Raw genomic sequence first — 20,911 nt, 5'->3', positions numbered from 1 at the left:
GTTCCGGAGCGGGGGGCGGCATATCCATCGCCGCCTGAATCGCGCCAGCGCTCGTTCCGGTTCCGCATCGGTTGCGTTTCCTCGCGGGGTCGGCTAGGGGCCCCGCTTCCCGAGCGAGGCGCTACAGGACTGCCCGGCCATCAAGGGCTGCCGCGGCGGTTCATGCCATGCTCACAGCGAAAGGACCAAAATGCCCAAGCTCAAGACCAAGAGTGGCGTCAAGAAGCGCTTCAAGCTGACCGCCAGCGGCCTGCTGAAGCACGGCGTCGCCGGCAAGCGCCACCGCCTGATCAGCCACAACAGCAAGTACATCCGCCAGAACCGCGGCACCAAGGTGCTGTCGAAGGCCGACACCGCGACGGTGAAGGCCTGGGCGCCGTACGGCCTCAAGTAAGGACATCAGGACATGGCACGCGTCAAACGTGGTGTAACCACCCGCGCCAAGCACAAGAGGATTCTTGAGCAGGCCAAGGGCTATTACGGCCGCCGCAAGAACACCATCCGTATCGCCCGTCAGGCCGTCGAAAAGGCCGGGCAATATGCCTATCGCGACCGCAAGGTCAAAAAGCGGACCTTCCGCGGCCTGTGGATCCAGCGCATCAACGCCGGCGTCCGCGCCGAGGGTCTGACCTATTCGCAGTTCATGCATGGCCTCAAGCTCGCCGGCGTCCAGCTCGACCGCAAGGTCCTGGCCGACATCGCGATGCACGAGAGCGCCGCATTCAGCGCGATCATCGCCCAGGCGAAGGCCGCGCTGCCCCAGGCCGCGTAAGCGCCTGTTGCTATGCGGGAATCGGGGCGCCGGTGGGACACCACCGGCGCCCTTTTTCGTTTTCGGGCTACTCGCTTTCCCCAATTGTCATCCCCGCGTAGGCGGCGATCCATAAACGCTGACGTCCATGCTGGAGGCGCAACACCTGCGCGTCTGGATCCCCGCCTTCGCGGGGATGACAATGATGGGGCGGGGGCAGAAGGCTCCCTTCTTGCGGGAAGGAGAAAAGCGGATGGAATGGCAGCCTTGCGTCTATATCCTCGCCAATCGCCGCCATGGCACGCTCTACGTCGGCGTCACCTCGAACCTGATCGGACGGCTGATCCAGCATCGTGAAGGATTGATCCCGGGGTTCACCTCCCGCTACGGCGTGCATCGTCTGGTCTGGTACGATGTGGCGGACACGATGGAAGCTGCTATCCATCGCGAGAAGCAGCTCAAGCGATGGAACCGCGACTGGAAGCTGCGGCTCATCGAAGAGCATAATCCCGGCTGGGATGATCTGGCGCTCGGCCTCGGCCTGCCGCCTGTGAAAGAGAGCGATACGTGACCGAAGACCTCGATACCCTGCGCGACCATCTGCTGACCGCGATTCCCGCCGCGGCGAGCGCCGACGCGCTCGAAGCGCTCCGCGTCGAGGCGCTCGGCAAGCAGGGCAGCGTCTCGCAATTGCTCAAGACGCTCGGCAAGATGAGCCCCGAGCAGCGGCAGACGGAAGGACCGCGGATCAATGGCCTGCGCGAGGCCGTCGCCGAGGCGATCGCCACCCGCAAGGCGAGCCTCGACCGCGCCGCGCTCGACGCGCGGCTTGCCGGCGAGACGATCGACATGACGCTGCCCGCCGAGGCGCCGCTTACCGGCACCGTCCATCCGGTCAGCCAGGTGATGGATGAACTTGCCGAGATCTTCGCCGACCTCGGCTTCGCGGTCGCCACCGGGCCGGAGATCGAGGACGACTGGCACAATTTCACCGCGCTCAACATTCCCGAGACGCATCCGGCGCGCGCGATGCACGACACGTTCTACTTCCCCGACGGCGACGCGGGCGAGAAGCGGATGCTGCTGCGCACGCATACCTCGCCGGTGCAGATCCGCACGATGCTGCAACAGCAGCCGCCGATCCGCATCATCGCGCCCGGCCGCACCTATCGCTCGGACAGCGACGCGACGCACACGCCGATGTTCCATCAGGTCGAGGGGCTGGTGATCGACAAGGGGATCACGCTCGGCCATCTCAAATGGACGCTGGAGACCTTTCTCAAGGCGTTCTTCGAGCGTGACGATATCGTCCTGCGCCTGCGCCCCAGCTATTTCCCCTTCACCGAACCCTCGGCGGAGGTCGACGTCGGCTATACGATCGAGAAGGGCAAGCGCGTCATCGGTGGCCATCCCGGCAGCAAGGGAGGCGGCGGCTGGATGGAGGTGCTCGGCTCCGGCATGGTCCACCCCAAGGTGATCGCGGCATGCGGGCTCGATCCCGAAGAATGGCAGGGCTTCGCTTTCGGCTGCGGCATCGACCGGCTGGCGATGCTCAAATACGGCATGGACGACCTGCGGCCGTTCTTCGACGGCGATATTCGCTGGCTGAAACATTACGGCTTCTCGGCGCTCGACGTGCCGACGCTGTCGGGTGGTGTCGGCGCAGGCGCGTGACGCCGTCCCCGATCGGATGCGCATGATGGCGGGTGCAGGTGGTTGGTACGAACCGCCCGCATCTATGGGTCCCGGCGGGCGCCGGGATGACGAAGGTCTGGAATCGATATGAAATTCACTTTGTCCTGGCTCCGCGAGCATCTCGACACCGACGCCACGCTCGACGCGATCGTCGATACGCTGACCCGCATCGGGCTGGAGGTGGAGGGCGTCCACAATCCCGGCGATGCGCTGAAGGCGTTCCGCGTGGCGAAGGTGCTCAGCGCCGAACGCCATCCGCAGGCGGACAAATTGCAGGTGCTGTCGGTCGATGCCGGCGACGGTCCGTTGCAGGTCGTGTGCGGCGCACCCAATGCGCGCGCCGGGCTGGTCGGCGTGTTCGGCGCGCCGGGCGCCTATGTCCCCGGACTCGACGTGACGCTCAAGGTCGCGGCGATCCGCGGCATCGAGTCGAACGGCATGATGTGCTCGACCCGCGAGCTCGAACTCGGCGAGGATCACGACGGCATCATCGAGCTGCCCGCCGATGCGCCGGTCGGCACGCCCTTCCCCGATTACGCCGGGCTCAACGACGCGGTGATCGACATCAGCGTCACCCCCAACCGTCAGGATTGCATGGGCGTGCGCGGCATCGCGCGCGATCTCGCCGCGGCCGGGCTGGGGACGCTCAAGCCGCTCGCCATCGAAGCGGTGGCGGGCGAGGGCGAGGCGCCCGACGTTCGCACCGACGATCGCGACGGCTGCCCTGCTTTCTACGCGCAAAATGTCAGCGGCGTGACCAACGCCGAATCGCCCGACTGGCTGCGCCGGCGCCTCACCGCGATCGGGCAGAAGCCGATCAGCGCCTTGGTCGACATCACCAATTACGTGTCGATCGACCTTGGCCGGCCGCTCCACGTCTACGACCGCGCCAAGCTCTCCGGCGGGCTCGTCGCGCGCAAGGCGCGGGACGGCGAGCAGGTCGTCGCGCTCAACGGCAAGACCTATACGCTCGATGCGACGATGACCGTCATCGCCGACGTGGCCCAAGTCCACGATATCGCCGGCATCATGGGCGGCGAGCATTCGGGCGTCTCCGCCGAAACGAGCGACGTGCTGATCGAATGCGCCTATTTCGATCCCGATCATATCGCGCGCACCGGCCAGAAACTGCTGCTGACGAGCGACGCGCGCCAGCGCTTCGAGCGCGGCGTCGATCCGGCGTTCCTCGACGACGGCCTCGCCATCGCGACGCGGCTGGTGCTCGACCTGTGCGGCGGCACGCCCTCGCCGGTGACGCGCGCCGGCGAACCGCCGCTGACCCCGCGCGTCTATGCCTATGACCCCGCCAAGGCGGAGGCGCTGGGCGGCCTGGCCGTGCCGGCGGACCGCCAGCGTGCGATCCTCGCATCGCTCGGCTTCGCCGTCGCCGACGACTGGCAGGTCACCGTGCCGACGTGGCGCCGCGATATCGACGGTGCCGCCGACCTCGTCGAGGAGGTGATCCGTATCGAGGGGATTGACAAGGTCGCACCCGTGCCGCTGCCGCGCATCCCCGGCGTGGCCAAGCCCACCGCCACGCCTGAGCAAAAGCTCGAACGCCGCGTCCGTCGCGCCGCCGCCGCGCGCGGACTCGACGAGGCGGTGACGTGGAGTTTCCTGTCGGAGGCGCAGGCGGCGCCGTTCGGCGGCGGCACTTGGACGCTCGCCAATCCGATCAGCGAGGACCTCAAGGTGATGCGGCCGTCGCTGCTCCCCGGCCTGCTCTCGGCGACCGAGCGCAACCTCAAGCGCGGCATCACCGCGGTGCGGCTGTTCGAGATCGGCCGTCGCTATCTCGCCGAGGCCGAACATGCGACGCTAGGCCTCGTCCTCGCCGGCAACCGTCGCGAGCGCGGCTGGCGCGAGGGCAAGGCGGCGGGCTTCGACGCCTATGACGCCAAGGCGGAGGCGCTGGCGCTGCTCGCCGCGGCGGGCGCGCCGGTCGACAATTTGCAGGTGATGGGCGAGGCGGGTGACGCTTGGCATCCGGGACAGAGCGGCACGCTGCGGCTCGGGCCGAAGACGGTGCTGGCGCGCTTCGGCATCCTGCATCCCAGTTTGCTCAAGGCGTTCGACCTCGACGGAGCGGTGGCGGCGGTGGAGCTGTACCTCGACGCGCTGCCGGCGAAGCGCGCATCAGGCTTCATGCGCCCGGCCTTCGCGCCGCCGGCTCTGCAATCGGTCCGCCGCGATTTCGCCTTCCTCGTGCCGGCCGAGGTGAGCGTCGACGCGCTGGTCCGTGCGGTGCGCAGTGCCGACAAGGCGGCGATCGTGGCGGCGCGCGTGTTCGACGTGTTCACCGGCGCGGGCGTGGAAGAGGGCAAGAAGTCGGTCGCGGTCGAGGTGACGCTGCAACCGACCGACAAGAGCTTCACCGACGAGGCGCTGAAGGTGGTGGCCGACAAGGTCGTCGCCGCCGCGGCGAAGCAGGGCGCGGTGCTGCGGGGGTAATCATTCCTCCCTCGCTTTAGCGGGGGAGGGGGACCATTCGCGAAGCGAATGGTGGAGGGGGCGTCGCCGCATACGGCCAGGTCCCCGTATTCTCCCCCTCCGTCAGGCCTTCGGCCTGCCACCTCCCTCTGGCGGGGGAGGAATAAAGGCCATCTCGTACTCCTGCGTCACCCCGGACTAGTTCCGGGTCCACTCTGCGGCGGGGAGACTTGCTGGAGGCGCGAGCGTGCGCCTGCGGAACGGTGGACCCCGGAACGAGTCCGGGGTGACGGGTCTTATGCGGTGTCGTTCCGAACCTCAGCGCGGCTCAGTACCGTGCGGTAAACGCCCTCACACCTTGGTCGAGTAGATCATTCGCCCCGGCCCGAGCTGCTCGAACACCTGCGCGAGGTCGCTTTCGCCGACCGCGAAACACCCCTGGCTGCGGCCGAGCATGCCGTGCGTGCGCAGCATGTCGCGGTTGGCATACCAGGCCGAATGGACCACGATCGCGCGCGCCAGCGCATTGTCGTTGGTCGCGTCCAGCCCCATCAGCCGCTGCGAACGGCCGTGCTTGCCGACGTAATAATCCGCGGTGACGAACGCGCCTTCCGACGAGGCGTTGGAATTGGGCTCGTTCGAGAAACGCTTGAGGAAACCGGTATGCGCCGGGTCCGAGCCGCTGCCGTGCGCGACGAGGAACGACTGGCTGCGCCCCGAGACGAGATCGACGAGATGGAAGCGCGCTTCCGACGACGGTGCCGCCATGTCGGCGATCGCGATCCGGTCGCGCTGCGGGATGCGGCGACCGTGCTGGCTCAGCGCGGCGAGCGCCTGGCGCATTAGGTCGGGGCGCACGACGCGCGACGAGGTGATCGGTCGCGCCGCCACCATCGCCCGCGGAGCAGGAACCGGCGGTTCGGTCATCGGCCGCAGATCGCGCTGGGTGAGGCGACGCGGCGTCGCCGACAGCGTGCCGGGCAGTGCCAGCGTCGCCGCGAGCACGAGCCCGTTCTTCAGCAGAGCCCGTCGGTCGCGTGCGCTATCATGCTCAGTATGCATCAAAATTTCAAAAGCCCCGGTCAATCCCGCTAACAGTCATATAGCAGCAACGGACTTAATTTTCGCCCACCGCACCCCCCGATCGGCGTTCTGGTTGCACGGTTGGCCGCGAGCGGCCCTCGATTGGTCCCGAATCGGGTTCGGCACGATCCGCGGAGTCGCGCGTTGAGCCGGCAGAAGGGGGAAGCGAAAGGACGACGACGAAATGAAGCATTGGCTCATCATGGCGGGCGCCACCGTTACCCTCGCCATCGCACCGGCCCCGGCCTTCGCCGCCGCCGCCACCGATGCGCTGGCGCCCGAGGTGACCACGCTAGCTCCCAACAAATTCCTGTGGAACGACGATGCGACGTTCGGCCCGGTCAGCATCGTCATCTCGATCCCCGACCAGAAGGCCTATGTCTATCGCGGCGAGATCCTGATCGGCGCGTCGACCGTTTCGACCGGCAAGGACGGCAAGGACACGCCGCTCGGCACCTTCCCGATCCTGCAGAAGTCGGAGGTGCACAAGAGCAACCTCTACAACAGCGCGCCGATGCCGTTCATGCAGCGGCTGACCTGGGACGGCGTCGCGATCCACGCCGGGATAAACCCCGGCTTCCCCGCCTCGCACGGCTGCATCCGCGTGCCGACCGCCTTCGCCAGGAACCTGTTCGGCGTGACCAGCAAGGGCACGCCGGTGCTGGTCACCGACGCCTCCGCCGCCGAAGGCTGGGTGCCGCCGACCGCGGCGGATGCGGCGCTGCTCGACCCGATGGCGCCCTGACGGACGGGCGGTTGCGATCGCGCCGCGGCTGACGCACAAGGCCGCGCATGACCGACCTCGTCACCATCCGCTCGATCGCGCTGACCGCGCAGATCAACCCACTCGGCGCCGAGCTGACGCATCTGCGCGACGCCGGCGGGCGCGAGTTGATGACCGATGCCGATCCGGCCTTCTGGACCGGGCATGCGCCGATCCTCTTCCCGGTCATCGGCATGCCGTTCGAGGAGACGATCCGCGTCGACGGCACCGCTTATCCGATGAAGAAGCACGGCTTCGCCCGCCGCTCGCTGTTCGAGGTGATCGAGGCGGCGGAGGATTGCGTCACCTTCGCGCTGACCGACAGTGCCGAGACGCGCGCGGCCTATCCATTCGCCTTCCGTCTTGAACTCACCTACCGGATCGAGGGCGCGACTCTAAGGATCGAGGCGCGGATCGCCAATCCGGCGGATGCGCCGCTGCCAGCGAGCTTCGGCTTCCATCCCGCCTTCGCCTGGCCGCTGCCTTATGGCGAGGATCGCGCCGCGCACCGCATCCTGTTCGACGCCGACGAGCCCGACGCACTGCGCACCATCGCCGCCGACGGCACGATCGCCGAAGCCCGCCGCCCGTCGCCGCTCGCCGGCCGCGAACTGGCGCTGCGCGACGATCTGTTCACCGAGGACGCGCTGGTGTGGGACCATATCCGCTCGCAGGCGGTGACCTATGGCGCGGCAAACGGCCCGCAATTGCGCATCGCCTTCCCGGACACGCCGATGCTCGGCGTCTGGACCAAACCCGGCGCGGCCTATGTCTGCGTCGAGCCGTGGCACGGTATCGCCGATCCCGAGGGCTATACGGGTGAGTATCGCGACAAGCCCGGCGTGTTCGAAGTGCCGGCCGGCGGCGACAAGCGGATTGAAATGAGTATGACGCTGAAGGGGTAGCTTCGCCCTTAATCGTCATCCCGGCGGAGGCCGGGACCCATGGTGGCGGTGCGGTCGAGGGTGACGTGCCGACGCTCATGGCACCGCATCCATGGGTCCCGGCTTCCGCCGGGATGACGAAGTCCAGGGGTCGCGTTATGCGCCACACCCTCTGTCCTCCACGCCCTACATCTGGCAAAGCGCCGCGATGACACGCCTCTCCCGCAGCCGGCCGCCCGCAAGCGTGCCGATCCGGGCGGGGCGCTGCCGACCCCGACGCTCCGTCACCTCCACCTTCCGCGACCCGCGCCCGGGTCGCCCGCCAGCCGGATACTGCCAGTGACCTCCCCCCGCCGCACCTTCGCGATCATCTCCCACCCCGACGCGGGCAAGACCACGCTGACCGAAAAGCTGCTCTACTTCGGCGGCGCGATCCATCTCGCCGGCGAGGTCAAGGCACGCGGCCAGAATCGCCGCGCACGCTCGGACTGGATGAAGATCGAACAGCAGCGCGGCATTTCGGTCACCTCGTCGGTGATGACGTTCGAGCGGGAAGGCATCACCTTTAACCTTCTCGACACACCGGGCCACGAGGATTTCAGCGAGGACACCTATCGCACGCTGACCGCGGTCGATTCGGCAGTGATGGTGATCGACGCCGCCAAGGGCATCGAGCCGCAGACGCGCAAATTGTTCGAGGTGTGCCGCCTGCGCTCGGTGCCGATCATCACCTTCGTCAACAAGGTCGATCGCGAAGGGCGCCCGATCTTCGAGCTGCTCGACGAGATCGCCGACATGCTCGCACTGGACGTCGCGCCGATGAGCTGGCCGGTCGGCATGGGCGGCGAGTTCGAGGGCGTGCTCGACCTCGTCACCAACACGATCAGCCGCCCCGAGGGCGACAGCCGCGCCTTCCTCGGCAAGACCGAGGCCGATCCGACATTGTCCGAGCGCTGGGCGGAGGAGATCGAGCTGGCGCAAGCGGGCTATCCCGAATTCGATGCCGAGGCCTATCGCAACGGCGACCTGACTCCGGTCTATTTCGGCTCGGCGCTCAAGGATTTCGGCGTCGCCGAGCTGATCGGCGCGCTCGCCGAGCACGCGCCGCCGCCACGCGCGCAGCCCGCCGAGCCCGCCCCCGTCTCGCCCGACAATGACGAGGTGACCGGCTTCGTCTTCAAGGTGCAGGCGAACATGGACCCCAATCACCGCGACCGCATCGCCTTCATGCGATTGTGTTCGGGGACGTTCAAGCGCGGCATGAAGCTGACGCCGACGGGCCACGGCAAGCCGATCGCGGTCCATTCGCCGATCCTGTTCTTCGCGCAGAATCGCGAGCTTGCCGACGAGGCCTTCCCCGGCGACATCATCGGCATCCCCAACCACGGCACGTTGCGCGTCGGCGATACGCTGTCGGAGCGTGCCGACGTGCGCTTCACCGGCCTGCCCAATTTCGCGCCCGAGATCCTGCGCCGCGTCCAGCTCAAGGACCCGACCAAGACCAAGCAGCTCCGCAAGGCGCTCGACGACATGGCCGAGGAAGGGGTGACGCAGGTCTTCTATCCCGAGATCGGCTCGAACTGGATCATCGGCGTCGTCGGGCAGCTCCAGCTCGAGGTGCTGCTCAGCCGACTCGATGCGGAATATAAGGTCGCGGCGGGGCTGGAGCCGGCGCCGTTCGAGACGGCACGCTGGGTTTCGGCGGAGAACCCGGCCGATCTGAAGGACTTCATGGATCTCAACCGGTCGGCGATGGCCAAGGACCGCGACGGCAATCCGGTCTTCCTCGCCAAGAGCGCCTGGGAGGTCAATTACATCGCCGACCGCTATAGCAAGGTCCGATTCGCCGCGACGCGCGAGCGCTAGACGGGTTCGACATGCGGGGTTTGGGTTCTCCGGCTATTGCATATGACCGATCGGGGTGTTGCTACGGCCCATCCCCCGTCATGCCGGACCTGATCCGGCATCCCGCTTCTTCGAACGGACCAGAGAAGCGGGAGCCCGGCGCATGGCCGGAGTGACGGAAGGAATTTGGAAACTCGTTCGAACCAGTCAGACGCTCATCTGGACGCGCCTGCCGTCTTCCAAATCTCCACTATCACTTTGGAACAAGCCGACACACCTGTGAAAGCCCTCAGTGCTCCTGCGAACGCAGGAGCCTAGGAGTCTCGAACGTCGCAAGGCGTTGTTTTGCTTGGCCCTGGGCTCCTGCTTTCGCAGGAGCACTGCGCTGATCCACTGGTGATGCGGACCTTCGTAGAGGTGTCGAAGACGTTCGGGTGACGAACATGAGGTGAAAAACTGATAGGGTCTCATCACCGCAGTCACCCGCGATTGCGCTGCACTGACGGAGAGGGTTTCACCAGACATAGGGCAGGGACAGCTACGGCCACCTCGCACTCCGCTTCATCCGACCGGTCAGGCGGTATCGTCGTCCTGCGTCAGCGCACGGCCAAGATCGTCGCGGATCGCACGCAACGCGGCAAATATGTCGGGTGCCCCATCTTCGGGGCCAGTGTCCGGCGGGGCGGATTGGGCCAGCACCTGCTGGACGCCGCGGACGGTATAGCCCTGCGCGTTGAGCAACGCATCGATACGCCACACCAAGGCGACGTCTGCGGGTCGGTAATAGCGGCGGTTTCCGGCACGCGTGACGGGGCGCAGCTGCGGGAAACGCGTTTCCCAATAGCGCAGGACATGCTGCGGGAGGCCTGTCGCCTCCGACACTTCCCCGATCGTCCTGAACGCTCCGCTCGCCTTGGGCGTGCCGGAGACCTTGCGGCTCAGCTGGAGGTGACGATGCGTTCGCGCATCATCTGGCTGGCGCGGAAGGTCAACACCCGCCGCGGCGCGATCGGCACTTCGACGCCGGTCTTGGGATTGCGGCCGATCCGCTCGCCCTTGTCACGCAGGACGAAGGTGCCGAAGCCCGAAATCTTGACGTTCTCACCCCGCGCGAGCGCCTCGCACATTTCGGTCAGAATCTGTTCCACGATCTTCGCCGACTCGGTCCGCGACAATCCGATCTGACGGTGTAGGGCTTCCGAAAGGTCCGCCCTCGTCAGTGTTCCAACAGTAGTCATCAACACGCTCGCCCCACTCCATCTACTAGGATGCCCGCGTATAATGTTACACGATAGCAGACGTGTCCGAAAGTGACTTTGTTGTCAGGTTCCCGGCAAGGCCGGAAAAACGAACGAATTGCTGTCAGAAGCGGACGACCGCGGCGCCCCATGTGAAGCCGCCGCCCATCGCCTCGAGCACGACGATCTCGCCCTGGCGGACCCGGCCGTCGCGCACCGCGACGTCGAGCGCGAGCGGCACCGAGGCCGCCGAGGTGTTGGCGTGGCGATCGACGGTGACGACGATCTTGTCGGGCGACAGGCCGAGCTTGCGACTGGTCGCGTCGAGGATGCGGGCATTGGCCTGATGCGGCACCACCCAGTCGACATCCGCCGAGGTCAGCCCGGCGATGACCAGCGTCTCCTCCAGCACCGCGGCGAGATTGACGACGGCGTGGCGGAACACCTCGCGCCCCTTCATCCGCAGCTTGCCGACGGTGCCAGTGGTCGACGGGCCGCCGTCGACATAGAGCAGATCGTTGTGGCGGCCGTCGGCGTGGAGCTTGGTGGCGAGGATGCCGCGGCCGGTCTCGGCGTCGCTCTCCTGGCCTTCGAGCACGATCGCGCCGGCGCCGTCACCGAACAGCACCGCGGTGGTGCGATCCTCCCAGTCGAGGATACGGCTGAACGTCTCGGCGCCGATCACCAGCGCGCGGCGATGCACGCCGGTGCGCAGCATCGAATCGGCGACCTGCACCGCATAGAGGAAGCCCGAGCAGACCGCGGCGACGTCGAAGGCGACGCAATCGTCGATGCCGAGCATCGCCTGCACCTTGGTGGCGGTCGCCGGAAAGGTCTGGTCGGGGGTGGCGGTGGCGAGGACGATCAGGTCGATGTCGGCGGCGGCGACCCCGGCCGAATCGAGCGCGGCGCGGCAGGCGTCGGCGGCGAGCGTCGCGGTCGTCTCGTGCGGACCGGCAATGTGGCGGAAGCGGATGCCGGTGCGCTCGACGATCCAGGCGTCGCTGGTGTCGAGCTGCTGTTCCAGATCGGCGTTGGACACGCGCCGCTCGGGCAGCGCCGAGCCGGTGCCGAGGACGACCGAACGGATCATGCGGCTTTCTTCTCGAAATTGCCGAGATCGTCGGCGATGCGGCGGGTCAGGTCGGCGCGCACCATCTTGGCGGCATTGCCGATCGCGGTGGCGACGCCGCGTTCGTTGGCGCTGCCGTGGCTCTTCACGACGATGCCGTTGAGGCCGAGGAAGACCGCGCCATTGTGGTTGTTGGGATCGAGGTGATCGCGCAGCAGCTCGGTCGCCGGACGCGAGATCAGGAAGCCGACCTTCGAACGGACCGACGAGCTGAACGCGCGCTTGAGCAGATCGGCGACGAAGCGCGCGGTACCCTCGGCGGTCTTGAGCGCGATATTGCCGGCGAAGCCGTCGCAGACGATCACGTCATGATTGCCGCGGGCGAGCTGGTTGCCTTCGACGAAGCCGGTGAAGGTCAGCGGCAGATGCGTCTGCCCCTTGAGCACCGCGGCGGCATCGCGGATCTCGTCGGTGCCCTTCTGGTCCTCGCTACCGATGTTGAGCAGCGCGACGCGGGGGCTGTCGAGGTCCATGATCGTCCGCGCATAAGCGGCGCCCATGACGGCGAACTGGACGAGGTTGCGCGCGTCGACCTCGGTATTGGCACCGAGATCGAGCATCACGACGTCATTGTCGCCGAGCGTCGGCAAGGGCGCGGCGAGCGCCGGCCGGTCGATGCCGGGCAGGGTGCGCAGCGCGAGCTTGGCCATCGCCATCAGCGCGCCGGTATTGCCCGACGAGACGGCGGCACCGGCACGGCCCTGTTTCACCAGATCGATGGCGATGCCCATCGAGGTCGTCTTGGCGCGGCGGATCGCCTGGCTCGGCTTGTCGCTCGAACCGACGGTCTCGGGGGCGTGGACGATCTCGCTATGCTGGCTGAGGTTGGGATGGCTCTTCAGCTCTTCCGCAACCTTGGCCTCGTCGCCCACCAGGAAGAAGCGCATGCCTTCATACCGCCGGCGGGCGGCAGCCACGCCGGCGAGCATGACCGCCAGCCCTTCGTCGCCGCCCATCGCATCGACGGCGATCCAGGAAGTGTCGGGCATGTTCAGCGCTTATCCGGATGGGAGGGGAGGGGCTCAGCCCTCGACCGAGACGATCTCGCGGCCGTTATAGTGGCCGCAAGCGGTGCACAGATTGTGCGGACGCTTGAGCTCGCCACAGTTCGGGCACTCCTGGAACGATTCGATGCTGAGCGAATCGTGGCTGCGACGCATGCCGCGCTTGGAGGGAGAGGTCTTTCGCTTGGGGACGGCCATTTCGGCACCTTGTTCTAGAAATCGGCTTACGGAAAACCGATGAGCCCGACGGGCCGCCCGGGCAACCGACGAAACGCCGGCCGCTGGACGCCACCGACAACCGGACGCATCGCGAAGCGGGGGCCTATAGCGAATTTCCGCACCGGCGCAAGCTTCGGCGCACCGCACCCTCGGGATCCGGCTGTGTCCCCGCCGCCACAGGCTCCACCCATTCTGGTCCGAATCCGCTCCGACCGCTGTTGCTAAGTGCCCGAAAGGTATAACAACTCGCTCAGCCGTCAAAGAATGGCAGACGTATTTAGGGGAGACATGATGCGCACCGACCATGTTGGTATTCGCGCCCTGCTGCTCGCAGGTGCTGCGACCTTGCCTTTCGCCGCCGCGGCACAGACGGTGCCGGGCGACCAGCCCACCACGCAGGGCGCCACCCAGACGGACACGCAGGCCGGCACGCCCGCCGCTGCGACGGCCCCGGCCGAAGCGAACGACGATCTCCAGGATATTGTCGTCACCGGCCAGACCACCCGCGACCGCCCGCTGATTACCTCGTCCGCCGACATTACCTATGCGACGCGCGAGGCGATCGACCGGCGCGCGCCGCGCTCGACCGCGGACATGCTCGAACTGGTCCCCGGCATCTTCGTCGAGGCGACCGCGGGCGAATCGTCGAACAATTATTCCGTCCGTGGCCTGCAGGGCGGCGGCCAGCGCTTCGTTCAGCTTGAGGAAGACGGCATGCCGATCCTCTATGGCGGCGGCGGTGCCGACTTCTTCTTCCAGCAGGATCTGACGATCGACCGGCTCGAGGCGGTCAAGGGCGGTTCGTCGGGCGTGTTGACCGTCAACGGCGCCGGCGCGACGATCAACTTCATTTCCAAGCGCCCGAATTTCAAGGAATTCGAGGGCGCGGTCCGTCTCACCGGCTTCAACTACGGGCTCAAGCGCGCGGATTTCTATTATTCGGCGCCGCTCGCCGACAATCTGGCGTTCAACTTTGGCGGCTATGTGCAGAGCAGCCCCGGCGTGCGCCGCAACCCGTTCGACTATGCCGGCTATCGCATCAAGGGCGCACTCGAATACCGGCTGCCCGGTGGCGGATCGATCCGCCTGTCCGGCCGCCGCGGCGACATCGAGACCGCTTATTACGCGTCGGCGCCCTATCGCTACGACAATGGCGACCCCGCCAGCATTCCCGGCTTCAACATCCAGAAGGACAATATCGGCGGCGACGCCTTCACTTCGATCAACGTGCCGGTATCGACCTTCGCGCATCCCAGCGGCTACCGGCCGTTCCGCTATCGCGACGGCATCCGTTCGCTCTACAATCAGGCGCGGCTCGATATCGACGTGCCGGTGTCGGAAACGATTAGCCTGTTCGCGCGCTCGCGCTACATCGATTACAAATACGATTTCAACGGCCTGTTCCCGGGGTCGGGGACGGGCAACGCCGGCCTCGCCAGCGCGGTCGACTATCTGACCCCCGATCCGGCACGCTCGCCGATCATCGACGTGCTGCGTGCCGGCTTCGCCGCTTTCCCCGCCACCACCCGTTTCGGCATCCGCAACCTGCGCACCGGCGTGGTGCTCGGCTCGGACCAGACCGCGGCGCTCAACGCGCTCAACGGCAACGGCTTCCTCCAGCGCACGACGCTCAACCACGATGCCGTCCACGGCAAGGATTTCGGCAGCAACATCGGCGCGCGCTGGGAAACGCAATTCGGCGCGATCAAGAACTCGCTGACCGTCGGCGGCATGTATTACAACGTCAAACGCAGCCAGGATCAGTCGGCGACCGCCAGCGTCGTCAACGACGTCAAGAACAACAGCGACATCTACGACATCGTCGCGCTGAACGGCGCCAATGCGGTGATCGGTACGCTGACCGACAGCGGCCTCGTCTCCTACGGCGATTGGGGCAACGGCATCCGCGAGCGCAAGGACGAGACCGTCTCGCTCTATGCGAATGACGAGATCGCGCTCGGCGATCATCTGCGCATCGACGGCGGCATCCGCTGGGAACGCGACACCGCGACCGCGTTCGACGGTGTATCGGCGGCGACCAACCAGGCGGTGCCGGCCAGCCAGGGCGGCGTGATCCGCACCGTCGGGCCGACCTTCAACGGCCAATATGCCCCGACCAACGTCAGCCGGACGGGCACCGACGGCAAGCTCAGCCAGTCGAAGATCGCCTGGACGGTCGGCGCCAACTATCTCTTCACGCCGAACTTCTCGATCTACGCCCGCTATGCCGACGGCTTCCAGACCAACAACATCGATCCGATCACGACGATCAAGCTCTACGAAGCGGGGCTGCGGTATCAATACGGCCGTCTGTTCACCGGATCGGTGACGGTGTTCCGCACCAATTTCGACGACCAGAATTACAATTTCGCCAATCCTGCCAATCCGGCGGTGCAGCAGAACATCAACGCCGATCTGCGCACCAAGGGGGTCGAGGTCGACGTGCTGGTGCGGCCGATCCGCTGGTTCTCGGTCGATTTCCAGGGCGTGTTCCAGGACCCGAAGCTGGTCAACCTCCAGCTCGATGGTGTCACCGACCCGGGCTATGCCGGCAATCGTCCCGAACGGACGCCCGCGTCGCTATGGACCGTCACCCCGGCGATCCAATTGCCCAACGGTCTCGGGGAGATCTTCGGCCGCTATAAATATATCGGCAAGATCTTCGCCGATGCCGGCAACGGCGTCGCGCTGCCGAGTTATGGCGTGACCAGCGCCGGGGTGACGCTCAACGTCACCGAGAAGCTGCAGGTGGCGGTGAATGCGGAGAACATCTTCAACGTCGTCGGCCTGACCGAGGGCAATCCGCGCCAGGGGCAGACGCAGGCGATCACCGACGGCTATTTCTACGCCCGCGGCATCGTCGGCCCGACCTATGGCGGATCGCTGACGTTCCGCTTCTGACCGGGCGGACGCCTATCGCCGGGATGATAAGGTGCGACCGGCTTCTCCAGAAGATCCGTCACCCCGGACGGGTTGAAGACCTTTGCGAGACCCGGTCCCTGACCCACCAAGCATGTACCCCGGCGGAGGCCGGGGCCCAGTTGGGCGAAGGTTTGTAGTGAATTACAAAGGCCTTCCCAACTGGGTCCCGGCCTTCGCTGGGGTACACAAGATGTCTGCCCACGGTCTCGAACGGGTCGGGTGTGACGAAGTGGGCGTCAAAGGAGATCGACCCCGTTTGCGCTCATAGACGATAGTCCATGCGGGATCACGAAAGCGGGCCTGGCCAACGATCGGTTCGAACGATGGCGTCAGCCCCATCGAGGAGTGGTGAGATGAAGACCCTGATATTGGCGCTGCTCGCCGGCGCGGCGATCGGCGGCGCGACATGGGCGGGGGCGCAGCAACGGTCCGCGCCCGAACTCGCCTATCAGGTCACCGAGGGGCAGAACCTCAACGCGTTCCTGCGCGATGGTCCGGTCGCGGCGCATCTGCTGCTCCGCAACGGCAGCGATCCGCGCATCCTCGTCGCTTTCCCGGCGGGCAACAGCGGCGTCGGATTGTGGTTCGAGCCGCTTGCCCGTCCCGCGACATGGCGGCTCGAACAACCGCCGCGCGCCGCCTCGGCCCCCGGTGTCGCCGGGCCGCAGCCGGCGATCGTCGCGGTCGCCAGCATCGACGCGCCGCGGCTGCGGATCAAACAGGCGGTGCTGTCGAGCGTCCGCTTCCTGCGCGACTATCAGTCGGTCGGCCGTTTTCCCGAGGCTTTGGCCGTCGATCCAGTCGTGACGGGCGACACGATCACTTGGCGCCGGGCACGGCTCGACGGCGCGCCGGGCTATCTGCTGCAGGTCCGCGTGCGCGCGGGCCGGATCGCCGACGGGGCGATCACCGCCGCACCCGCCCAGCCGATCCGGCTGGAGATCACCGCGTCCAGCGGCGAGACGCCCTTGCACGGGCTGACGCCGGCCGAGTTGCTCAACGCCAAGGCCGCCGCCGATCCGGTCGCGCGCAACGCGCTGCGCTTCCTCAGCTACCGCGAGAAGTTCCTCGCCGGTTCGTGGCGGTTTCAGACCTATTTCGGCCGCGACACCTTGATGTCGCTGCGCCTGCTGATGCCGGTCCTGCAACCGCGCGCGATCGAGGCGGGGCTGGGCTCGGTGCTGGCGCGGCTCGACTCGTCGGGCGACGTCGCGCATGAAGAGGGGATCGGCGAGTTCGCGGTGGTCGATCGTCGCCAGCACGGCGGCAGCGGCGATGCCGCCGTGCTCGATTATGCGATGATCGACGACGATTACATGCTCGCGCCGGTGGCGGCGAGCTATCTGCTCGACCGCGGCGACCGCGCCGCGGCGCAGCGCTTCCTCGCCGCACGACTGGTCGACGAGGGCATTCCCGGCAAGACCGAACCGGCTGGCGCCGCCTTGGTCCGCAACCTCCGCTTCGTCGTCGCGCATGCGCGACCGTTCGCCGCGACGCCCGCCGTCGATCAGTTGATCGGCCTCAAGCAAGGCCGGATGACCGGCCAGTGGCGCGACAGCGAAGAGGGGCTGGGAAGGGGGCGCTATCCCTATGACGTCAATGCGGTGTTCGTGCCCGCCGCACTCGATGCGGCGGCGCGGCTGCTCGCCGCCGGGCTGCTCGACCCGTATCTGGCGGGCGACGATCGCGCGATGCTCGCATCGGCGAGCGCCACGGCGCAGGTCTGGCGCCAGCGCGTGCCGGACCTGTTCCGCGTGACGATCCCCGCTGCCGACGCGGCGGCGCGGGTGCGCGGCTATGCGCAGGGCCTCGGCATCCCTGCCGCGCCGGCGCTCGCCGCGCTCGGCGGCAAGCCGCTCGTCTTCCACGCCATCGCGCTCGCCGCCGACGGCAAACCGGTGCCGATCGTCCATTCCGACGAGGGCTTCGCGTTGCTGTTCGCCACCCCGTCGGCCGCCGATCTCGATACCTATGTCGACGCTGCGATGCGGCCGTTCCCGGCCGGGCTGATGACCGATATCGGCCTGCTCGTCGCCAATGCCGCGCAGGCCGACGCCGCGACGCAGGCGCGGTTCACCCCCGCCGCTTATCATGGCGCGGTGGTCTGGTCGTGGCAGCAGGCGCTGTTCGCCGCCGGCCTCGAACGGCAATTGGCGCGGACCGACCTGCCGCTGGCGACGCGTAGCCGGCTGACGGAGGCGCAGGCGCGGCTGTGGCGCGCGATCCAGGCGGCGCGCGCGACGCAGAGCTCGGAACTCTGGTCCTGGGCCTTCGCCGACGGCCGCTATGCCGTCGTCCCGTTCGGCGCGGGCAAGCAGGACGTCGACGAATCGAATGCGGCGCAATTGTGGAGCACCGTCTATCTCGCCGTCCAGCCGCCGCGGGTCAGCCCGGCGCCAGGAAGGCAGTGATCGTGAGCCGGCCGCGCGTGGGATCGTCGCTCAGCACCGCATCGGGGGCGATCGCACCGCTGTGGAGCAATGCGCTGCGATAGAGGACGGCGCGATTGTAGCGCGCCTCGACCAGCGCGATCCGCTCGAACAAAGGCGTCGATCCGTGGATATAGGCGGGGGCGGGCACGCCGCCGTGACGCAGTTCGGCGTCGAGCTGCGCGAAATAGATCGGCGCACGGGCACGATCGAGCCGCTCGAACCCGGTGGTGCGATGCCGGTAGAATGCGGTGCCATCGCCGCCGTTGGGGGCGAGATAATGGACCAGGGCGATCCGGCCGGGATCGACGGCATCGACGTGCGGCAGGCGCTGCGGCAGCGTCAGTCGCGCGGGCGGCGTGGTGACCAGGGCATAGCTCGAATCGAGCAGCGCCAGCGCGCCGTCATGATCGAACACCCCGGCGAGCGCGCGGGTCAGCGCCGGTCGCACCGCGGCGAAATAGGTGGCGGGCAGGCTGGCGCGCAGGCCGGGATAATGGTGGCGGCCGGGCTCGAAGGGCGCGGTTGCGGCATGGCTGCGCAACGCATCGGGATCGGGGTGGAAGCCGTCGATGATCGCGATCGGCTCCGCCTCGTTGCCGATGCGGCGCGCGACGATGTCCGGCGGCGTCACGACGGCGTGCCGATCATCTGCGCCAGCACCGCGTCGTGCGGGGGCAGCGTCGGCACCGCCCGCGCGATGACGTCGGCGATCTGCTGGACCTGCGCGCGATTGGCAGCCGGATCGATCGCATCGGCGAGCGGATTATAACCCTGCGCCTTGATTCCCTGGCCATCGAGCACCGCAAGCCAGCTCGCCTCGCGGAACAATTCGTCTGGATCGAGGATAAGCCGTCCCGATCGTCGATATTGCGCGATCCGCTCGCGCAGGCCGTCGGGAAGGGACATCGCTCGGCAATGGCGCCAGAGCGGCTCTTCGCGGCCGGTCGCATGGTAATGGAGGATCAGGAAATCCTTGATCCCGTCCATATCGCGCGCGAACGTCGTGTTGAAGCGTGACGCCAGCGCCGGATCGCAATCGCGATCGGGGAACAGCGTCAGCAATTTGGCGATGCCGCTCTGGATCAGATGGATGCTGGTCGATTCGAGCGGTTCGAGGAAGCCCGACGACAGGCCGATCGCCACGACGTTGTCGCGCCACGGCCGGCGCCGCATGCCTGCCTTGAAGCGCAGCAGCCGCGGCTCGGCCAAGGGCTCGCCGTCCAGATTGGCCAGCAACGTCGCGATGGCGGCATCGTCGCTGCACTGGTCGTTGGCATAGACATAGCCGTTCCCGGTGCGATGCTGCAGCGGGATGCGCCACTGCCAACCGGCGGCGCGGGCGGTGGATCGCGTGTAAGGCGTAGTGGCGGCGACCCGTGCGCAGGGCACGGCCACGGCGCGGTCGCAGGGCAGCCAGTGCGACCAGTCCTCGAAGGGTTCGCCGATGACGCCGTCGATCAGCAACGCGCGAAAGCCGGAGCAATCGATGAAGAGATCGCCTTCCAGCCGCTCGCCCCGCGACGTGGTCAAAGCGCTGACGAAGCCGGTGTCCGGGTGACGCTCCACCGTATGCAGCCGGCCTTCGACGCGCACCACGCCGCGAGTCTCGCTCACCCGACGCAGATGGGCCGCATAGAGGCCGGCGTCGAAATGATAGGCGTAACCGAGGGTCGACAGGATCGACCGTGCGTCGCCGCTCGGCCGCGCGAACCGGTTTTCGTCGGCGAGCCCTTCCGCCAGCGACAGGGCGCCGAGCGTCATCGCGAGGCCGTCGGCCGCCGCCTTCAGCCAGCGATGATGGAAGGCGACGCCGGGCAACGCCGCGCCATAATGACCGAAAGGATGGAAATAGCGGTGGCCCGGTGCGCGCCAATCGACGAACGCGATGCCGAGCTTGAACGTCGCCTTGGTCGCCCGCAGGAAGTCGGCCTCGTCGAGCCCGACCAGCGAGTTGAACCAGTGAATCGTCGGGATCGTCGCTTCACCCACCCCGACGGTGCCGATCTCCTCCGATTCGAGCAGGGTAACGGTCACCGCGGCGCCAAAGCTATGTGACAGGGCTGCCGCCGTCATCCACCCGGCAGTCCCGCCGCCCAAGATGACCACCCGCCGGATCCGTCTCGATTCCATGGCTTATCCTATCCGGCGGACGGGTAAGGCGCCACTGCCCAGACCATCGGCGAAATACGCTCCGGGCAGGCCTGCCAGAGGCGTTGTAAGCCGCGTGACGGCATGGTTCCCCCGCAAATGTCGTAAAAGTGCAATTTGGTGTTGACGGGCAGGGGCGGCCCGCCTAGATGGGTGTCACCGCAGCGGTGGCCGACGAGGTCGCCGAGGCAGTCACAACAGACCTGGCGCGCTGACCGCCCCGAGAAAAAGGGGTAAGGGAGCTGTGCCGGTGTTTTTGTCGGCTCTTTGACATTGTTGAACAGATGAAGGGACATGTGGGCGGCGGCTCCGGTCTACGGCGTTTCAAGGCGTCGTGTGGTCGGTTAAAGCTTAGCTCGCTCTAT

The 20,911-nt window shown here is 67.1% G+C and carries 18 protein-coding genes; 10 read left to right on the top strand and 8 right to left on the bottom strand.

The features are described 5' to 3' along the window. Positions 1-190: 190 nt before the first annotated feature. From rpmI to pheT, 5 genes are all read left to right on the top strand, one after another. Entirely contained in the window at positions 191-394 is a 204-nt protein-coding gene (gene rpmI / locus FFS23_RS17540; RefSeq protein ID WP_017977259.1) for a 50S ribosomal protein L35, read from the top strand. Positions 395-406: 12 nt separating this feature from the next. Next, complete coding sequence (gene rplT / locus FFS23_RS17535; protein WP_038665948.1) at positions 407-772, top strand: 50S ribosomal protein L20; 366 nt, start codon at positions 407-409, stop codon at positions 770-772. Between the two features lie 232 nt (positions 773-1,004). Next, positions 1,005-1,322, top strand: coding sequence for a GIY-YIG nuclease family protein (locus FFS23_RS17530; RefSeq protein ID WP_137899620.1), 318 nt, complete (start codon positions 1,005-1,007; stop codon positions 1,320-1,322). Further along, positions 1,319-2,425, top strand: coding sequence for a phenylalanine--tRNA ligase subunit alpha (gene pheS, locus FFS23_RS17525; RefSeq protein WP_137899618.1), 1,107 nt, complete (start codon positions 1,319-1,321; stop codon positions 2,423-2,425). Before FFS23_RS17530 ends, pheS begins: the two co-directional genes overlap by 4 nt. A gap of 108 nt (positions 2,426-2,533) precedes the next feature. Next, positions 2,534-4,897, top strand: coding sequence for a phenylalanine--tRNA ligase subunit beta (pheT, locus tag FFS23_RS17520; RefSeq protein ID WP_137899617.1), 2,364 nt, complete (start codon positions 2,534-2,536; stop codon positions 4,895-4,897). Positions 4,898-5,227: 330 nt separating this feature from the next. Here the strand turns inward: pheT and FFS23_RS17515 are convergent, their stop codons facing one another. Further along, a complete protein-coding gene (locus tag FFS23_RS17515) occupies positions 5,228-5,938 on the bottom strand; it encodes a murein L,D-transpeptidase catalytic domain family protein (RefSeq protein WP_038665961.1) in 711 nt (236 codons plus the stop codon). A gap of 205 nt (positions 5,939-6,143) precedes the next feature. Between FFS23_RS17515 and FFS23_RS17510 the strand changes: the two genes are divergently transcribed. From FFS23_RS17510 to FFS23_RS17500, 3 genes are all read left to right on the top strand, one after another. After that, on the top strand, positions 6,144-6,704 hold the full coding sequence (locus tag FFS23_RS17510; RefSeq protein ID WP_137899616.1) for a L,D-transpeptidase family protein: 561 nt from the start codon (positions 6,144-6,146) through the stop codon (positions 6,702-6,704). Between the two features lie 47 nt (positions 6,705-6,751). Then, entirely contained in the window at positions 6,752-7,627 is an 876-nt protein-coding gene (locus FFS23_RS17505; RefSeq protein WP_137899615.1) for an aldose 1-epimerase family protein, read from the top strand. Positions 7,628-7,945: 318 nt separating this feature from the next. Beyond that, on the top strand, positions 7,946-9,472 hold the full coding sequence (locus FFS23_RS17500) for a peptide chain release factor 3 (RefSeq protein ID WP_137899614.1): 1,527 nt from the start codon (positions 7,946-7,948) through the stop codon (positions 9,470-9,472). A 552-nt stretch (positions 9,473-10,024) separates the two neighbouring features. Here the strand turns inward: FFS23_RS17500 and FFS23_RS17495 are convergent. The 5 genes from FFS23_RS17495 to rpmF all read right to left on the bottom strand — a co-directional run bounded on the left by FFS23_RS17495 (position 10,025) and on the right by rpmF (position 13,023). Next, positions 10,025-10,393 carry a MerR family transcriptional regulator gene (locus tag FFS23_RS17495; protein ID WP_137899613.1) on the bottom strand — a complete coding sequence of 123 codons (369 nt, stop codon included), beginning with the start codon at positions 10,391-10,393 and terminating at the stop codon, positions 10,025-10,027. Next, on the bottom strand, positions 10,390-10,689 hold the full coding sequence (locus FFS23_RS17490) for an integration host factor subunit alpha (RefSeq protein ID WP_038665973.1): 300 nt from the start codon (positions 10,687-10,689) through the stop codon (positions 10,390-10,392). The genes FFS23_RS17495 and FFS23_RS17490 overlap by 4 nt, the downstream gene beginning before the upstream one ends. A 124-nt stretch (positions 10,690-10,813) precedes the next feature. Further along, positions 10,814-11,782, bottom strand: a complete 969-nt coding sequence (locus FFS23_RS17485) for a beta-ketoacyl-ACP synthase III (protein WP_137899612.1) — start codon at positions 11,780-11,782, stop codon at positions 10,814-10,816. Then, on the bottom strand, positions 11,779-12,810 hold the full coding sequence (plsX, locus tag FFS23_RS17480; protein WP_038665979.1) for a phosphate acyltransferase PlsX: 1,032 nt from the start codon (positions 12,808-12,810) through the stop codon (positions 11,779-11,781). Before plsX ends, FFS23_RS17485 begins: the two co-directional genes overlap by 4 nt. A 33-nt stretch (positions 12,811-12,843) precedes the next feature. Further along, positions 12,844-13,023, bottom strand: a complete 180-nt coding sequence (gene rpmF / locus FFS23_RS17475) for a 50S ribosomal protein L32 (protein ID WP_037532429.1) — start codon at positions 13,021-13,023, stop codon at positions 12,844-12,846. 309 nt (positions 13,024-13,332) lie between these two features. On the opposite strand from rpmF, the gene FFS23_RS17470 reads away from it, so the two are divergent. Continuing rightward, positions 13,333-15,945 carry a TonB-dependent receptor gene (locus FFS23_RS17470; RefSeq protein ID WP_249340738.1) on the top strand — a complete coding sequence of 871 codons (2,613 nt, stop codon included), beginning with the start codon at positions 13,333-13,335 and terminating at the stop codon, positions 15,943-15,945. A gap of 374 nt (positions 15,946-16,319) precedes the next feature. Further along, the gene (locus FFS23_RS17465; protein WP_137899611.1) at positions 16,320-18,377 is read left to right on the top strand and encodes a hypothetical protein; all 2,058 of its coding nucleotides are present in this window, start codon (positions 16,320-16,322) and stop codon (positions 18,375-18,377) included. On the opposite strand, the gene FFS23_RS17460 is transcribed toward FFS23_RS17465, so the two are convergent. Together FFS23_RS17460 and FFS23_RS17455 are read right to left on the bottom strand one after the other, a co-directional pair. Continuing rightward, positions 18,352-19,029 carry a DUF6445 family protein gene (locus tag FFS23_RS17460; protein WP_137899610.1) on the bottom strand — a complete coding sequence of 226 codons (678 nt, stop codon included), beginning with the start codon at positions 19,027-19,029 and terminating at the stop codon, positions 18,352-18,354. The genes FFS23_RS17465 and FFS23_RS17460 overlap by 26 nt on opposite strands. Further along, entirely contained in the window at positions 19,026-20,528 is a 1,503-nt protein-coding gene (locus FFS23_RS17455; protein WP_137899609.1) for a tryptophan halogenase family protein, read from the bottom strand. Before FFS23_RS17455 ends, FFS23_RS17460 begins: the two co-directional genes overlap by 4 nt. Between the last annotated feature and the right edge of the window lie 383 nt (positions 20,529-20,911).

The organism is Sphingomonas sp. 2SG (genome assembly GCF_005503285.1).
GTDB classification, from domain to species: Bacteria; Pseudomonadota; Alphaproteobacteria; order Sphingomonadales; family Sphingomonadaceae; genus Sphingomonas; species Sphingomonas taxi.
The sequence above is the reverse complement of the archived record's forward strand: the minus strand, read 5'-3'. Positions and strand labels throughout refer to the sequence as shown.

Bases quoted from the DNA above. Each gene is read 5' to 3' on its own strand.
- plsX (WP_038665979.1), bottom strand. From the start codon at position 12,810: ATGCCCGACACTTCCTGGATCGCCGTCGATGCGATGGGCGGCGACGAA.
- pheT (WP_137899617.1), top strand. From the start codon at position 2,534: ATGAAATTCACTTTGTCCTGGCTCCGCGAGCATCTCGACACCGACGCC.
- FFS23_RS17490 (WP_038665973.1), bottom strand. From the start codon at position 10,689: ATGACTACTGTTGGAACACTGACGAGGGCGGACCTTTCGGAAGCCCTA.
- FFS23_RS17465 (WP_137899611.1), top strand. From the start codon at position 16,320: ATGAAGACCCTGATATTGGCGCTGCTCGCCGGCGCGGCGATCGGCGGC.
- rplT (WP_038665948.1), top strand. From the start codon at position 407: ATGGCACGCGTCAAACGTGGTGTAACCACCCGCGCCAAGCACAAGAGG.
- FFS23_RS17455 (WP_137899609.1), bottom strand. From the start codon at position 20,528: ATGGAATCGAGACGGATCCGGCGGGTGGTCATCTTGGGCGGCGGGACT.
- rpmF (WP_037532429.1), bottom strand. From the start codon at position 13,023: ATGGCCGTCCCCAAGCGAAAGACCTCTCCCTCCAAGCGCGGCATGCGT.
- rpmI (WP_017977259.1), top strand. From the start codon at position 191: ATGCCCAAGCTCAAGACCAAGAGTGGCGTCAAGAAGCGCTTCAAGCTG.
- FFS23_RS17505 (WP_137899615.1), top strand. From the start codon at position 6,752: ATGACCGACCTCGTCACCATCCGCTCGATCGCGCTGACCGCGCAGATC.
- FFS23_RS17485 (WP_137899612.1), bottom strand. From the start codon at position 11,782: ATGATCCGTTCGGTCGTCCTCGGCACCGGCTCGGCGCTGCCCGAGCGG.
- FFS23_RS17470 (WP_249340738.1), top strand. From the start codon at position 13,333: ATGATGCGCACCGACCATGTTGGTATTCGCGCCCTGCTGCTCGCAGGT.
- FFS23_RS17515 (WP_038665961.1), bottom strand. From the start codon at position 5,938: ATGCATACTGAGCATGATAGCGCACGCGACCGACGGGCTCTGCTGAAG.
- FFS23_RS17510 (WP_137899616.1), top strand. From the start codon at position 6,144: ATGAAGCATTGGCTCATCATGGCGGGCGCCACCGTTACCCTCGCCATC.
- FFS23_RS17530 (WP_137899620.1), top strand. From the start codon at position 1,005: ATGGAATGGCAGCCTTGCGTCTATATCCTCGCCAATCGCCGCCATGGC.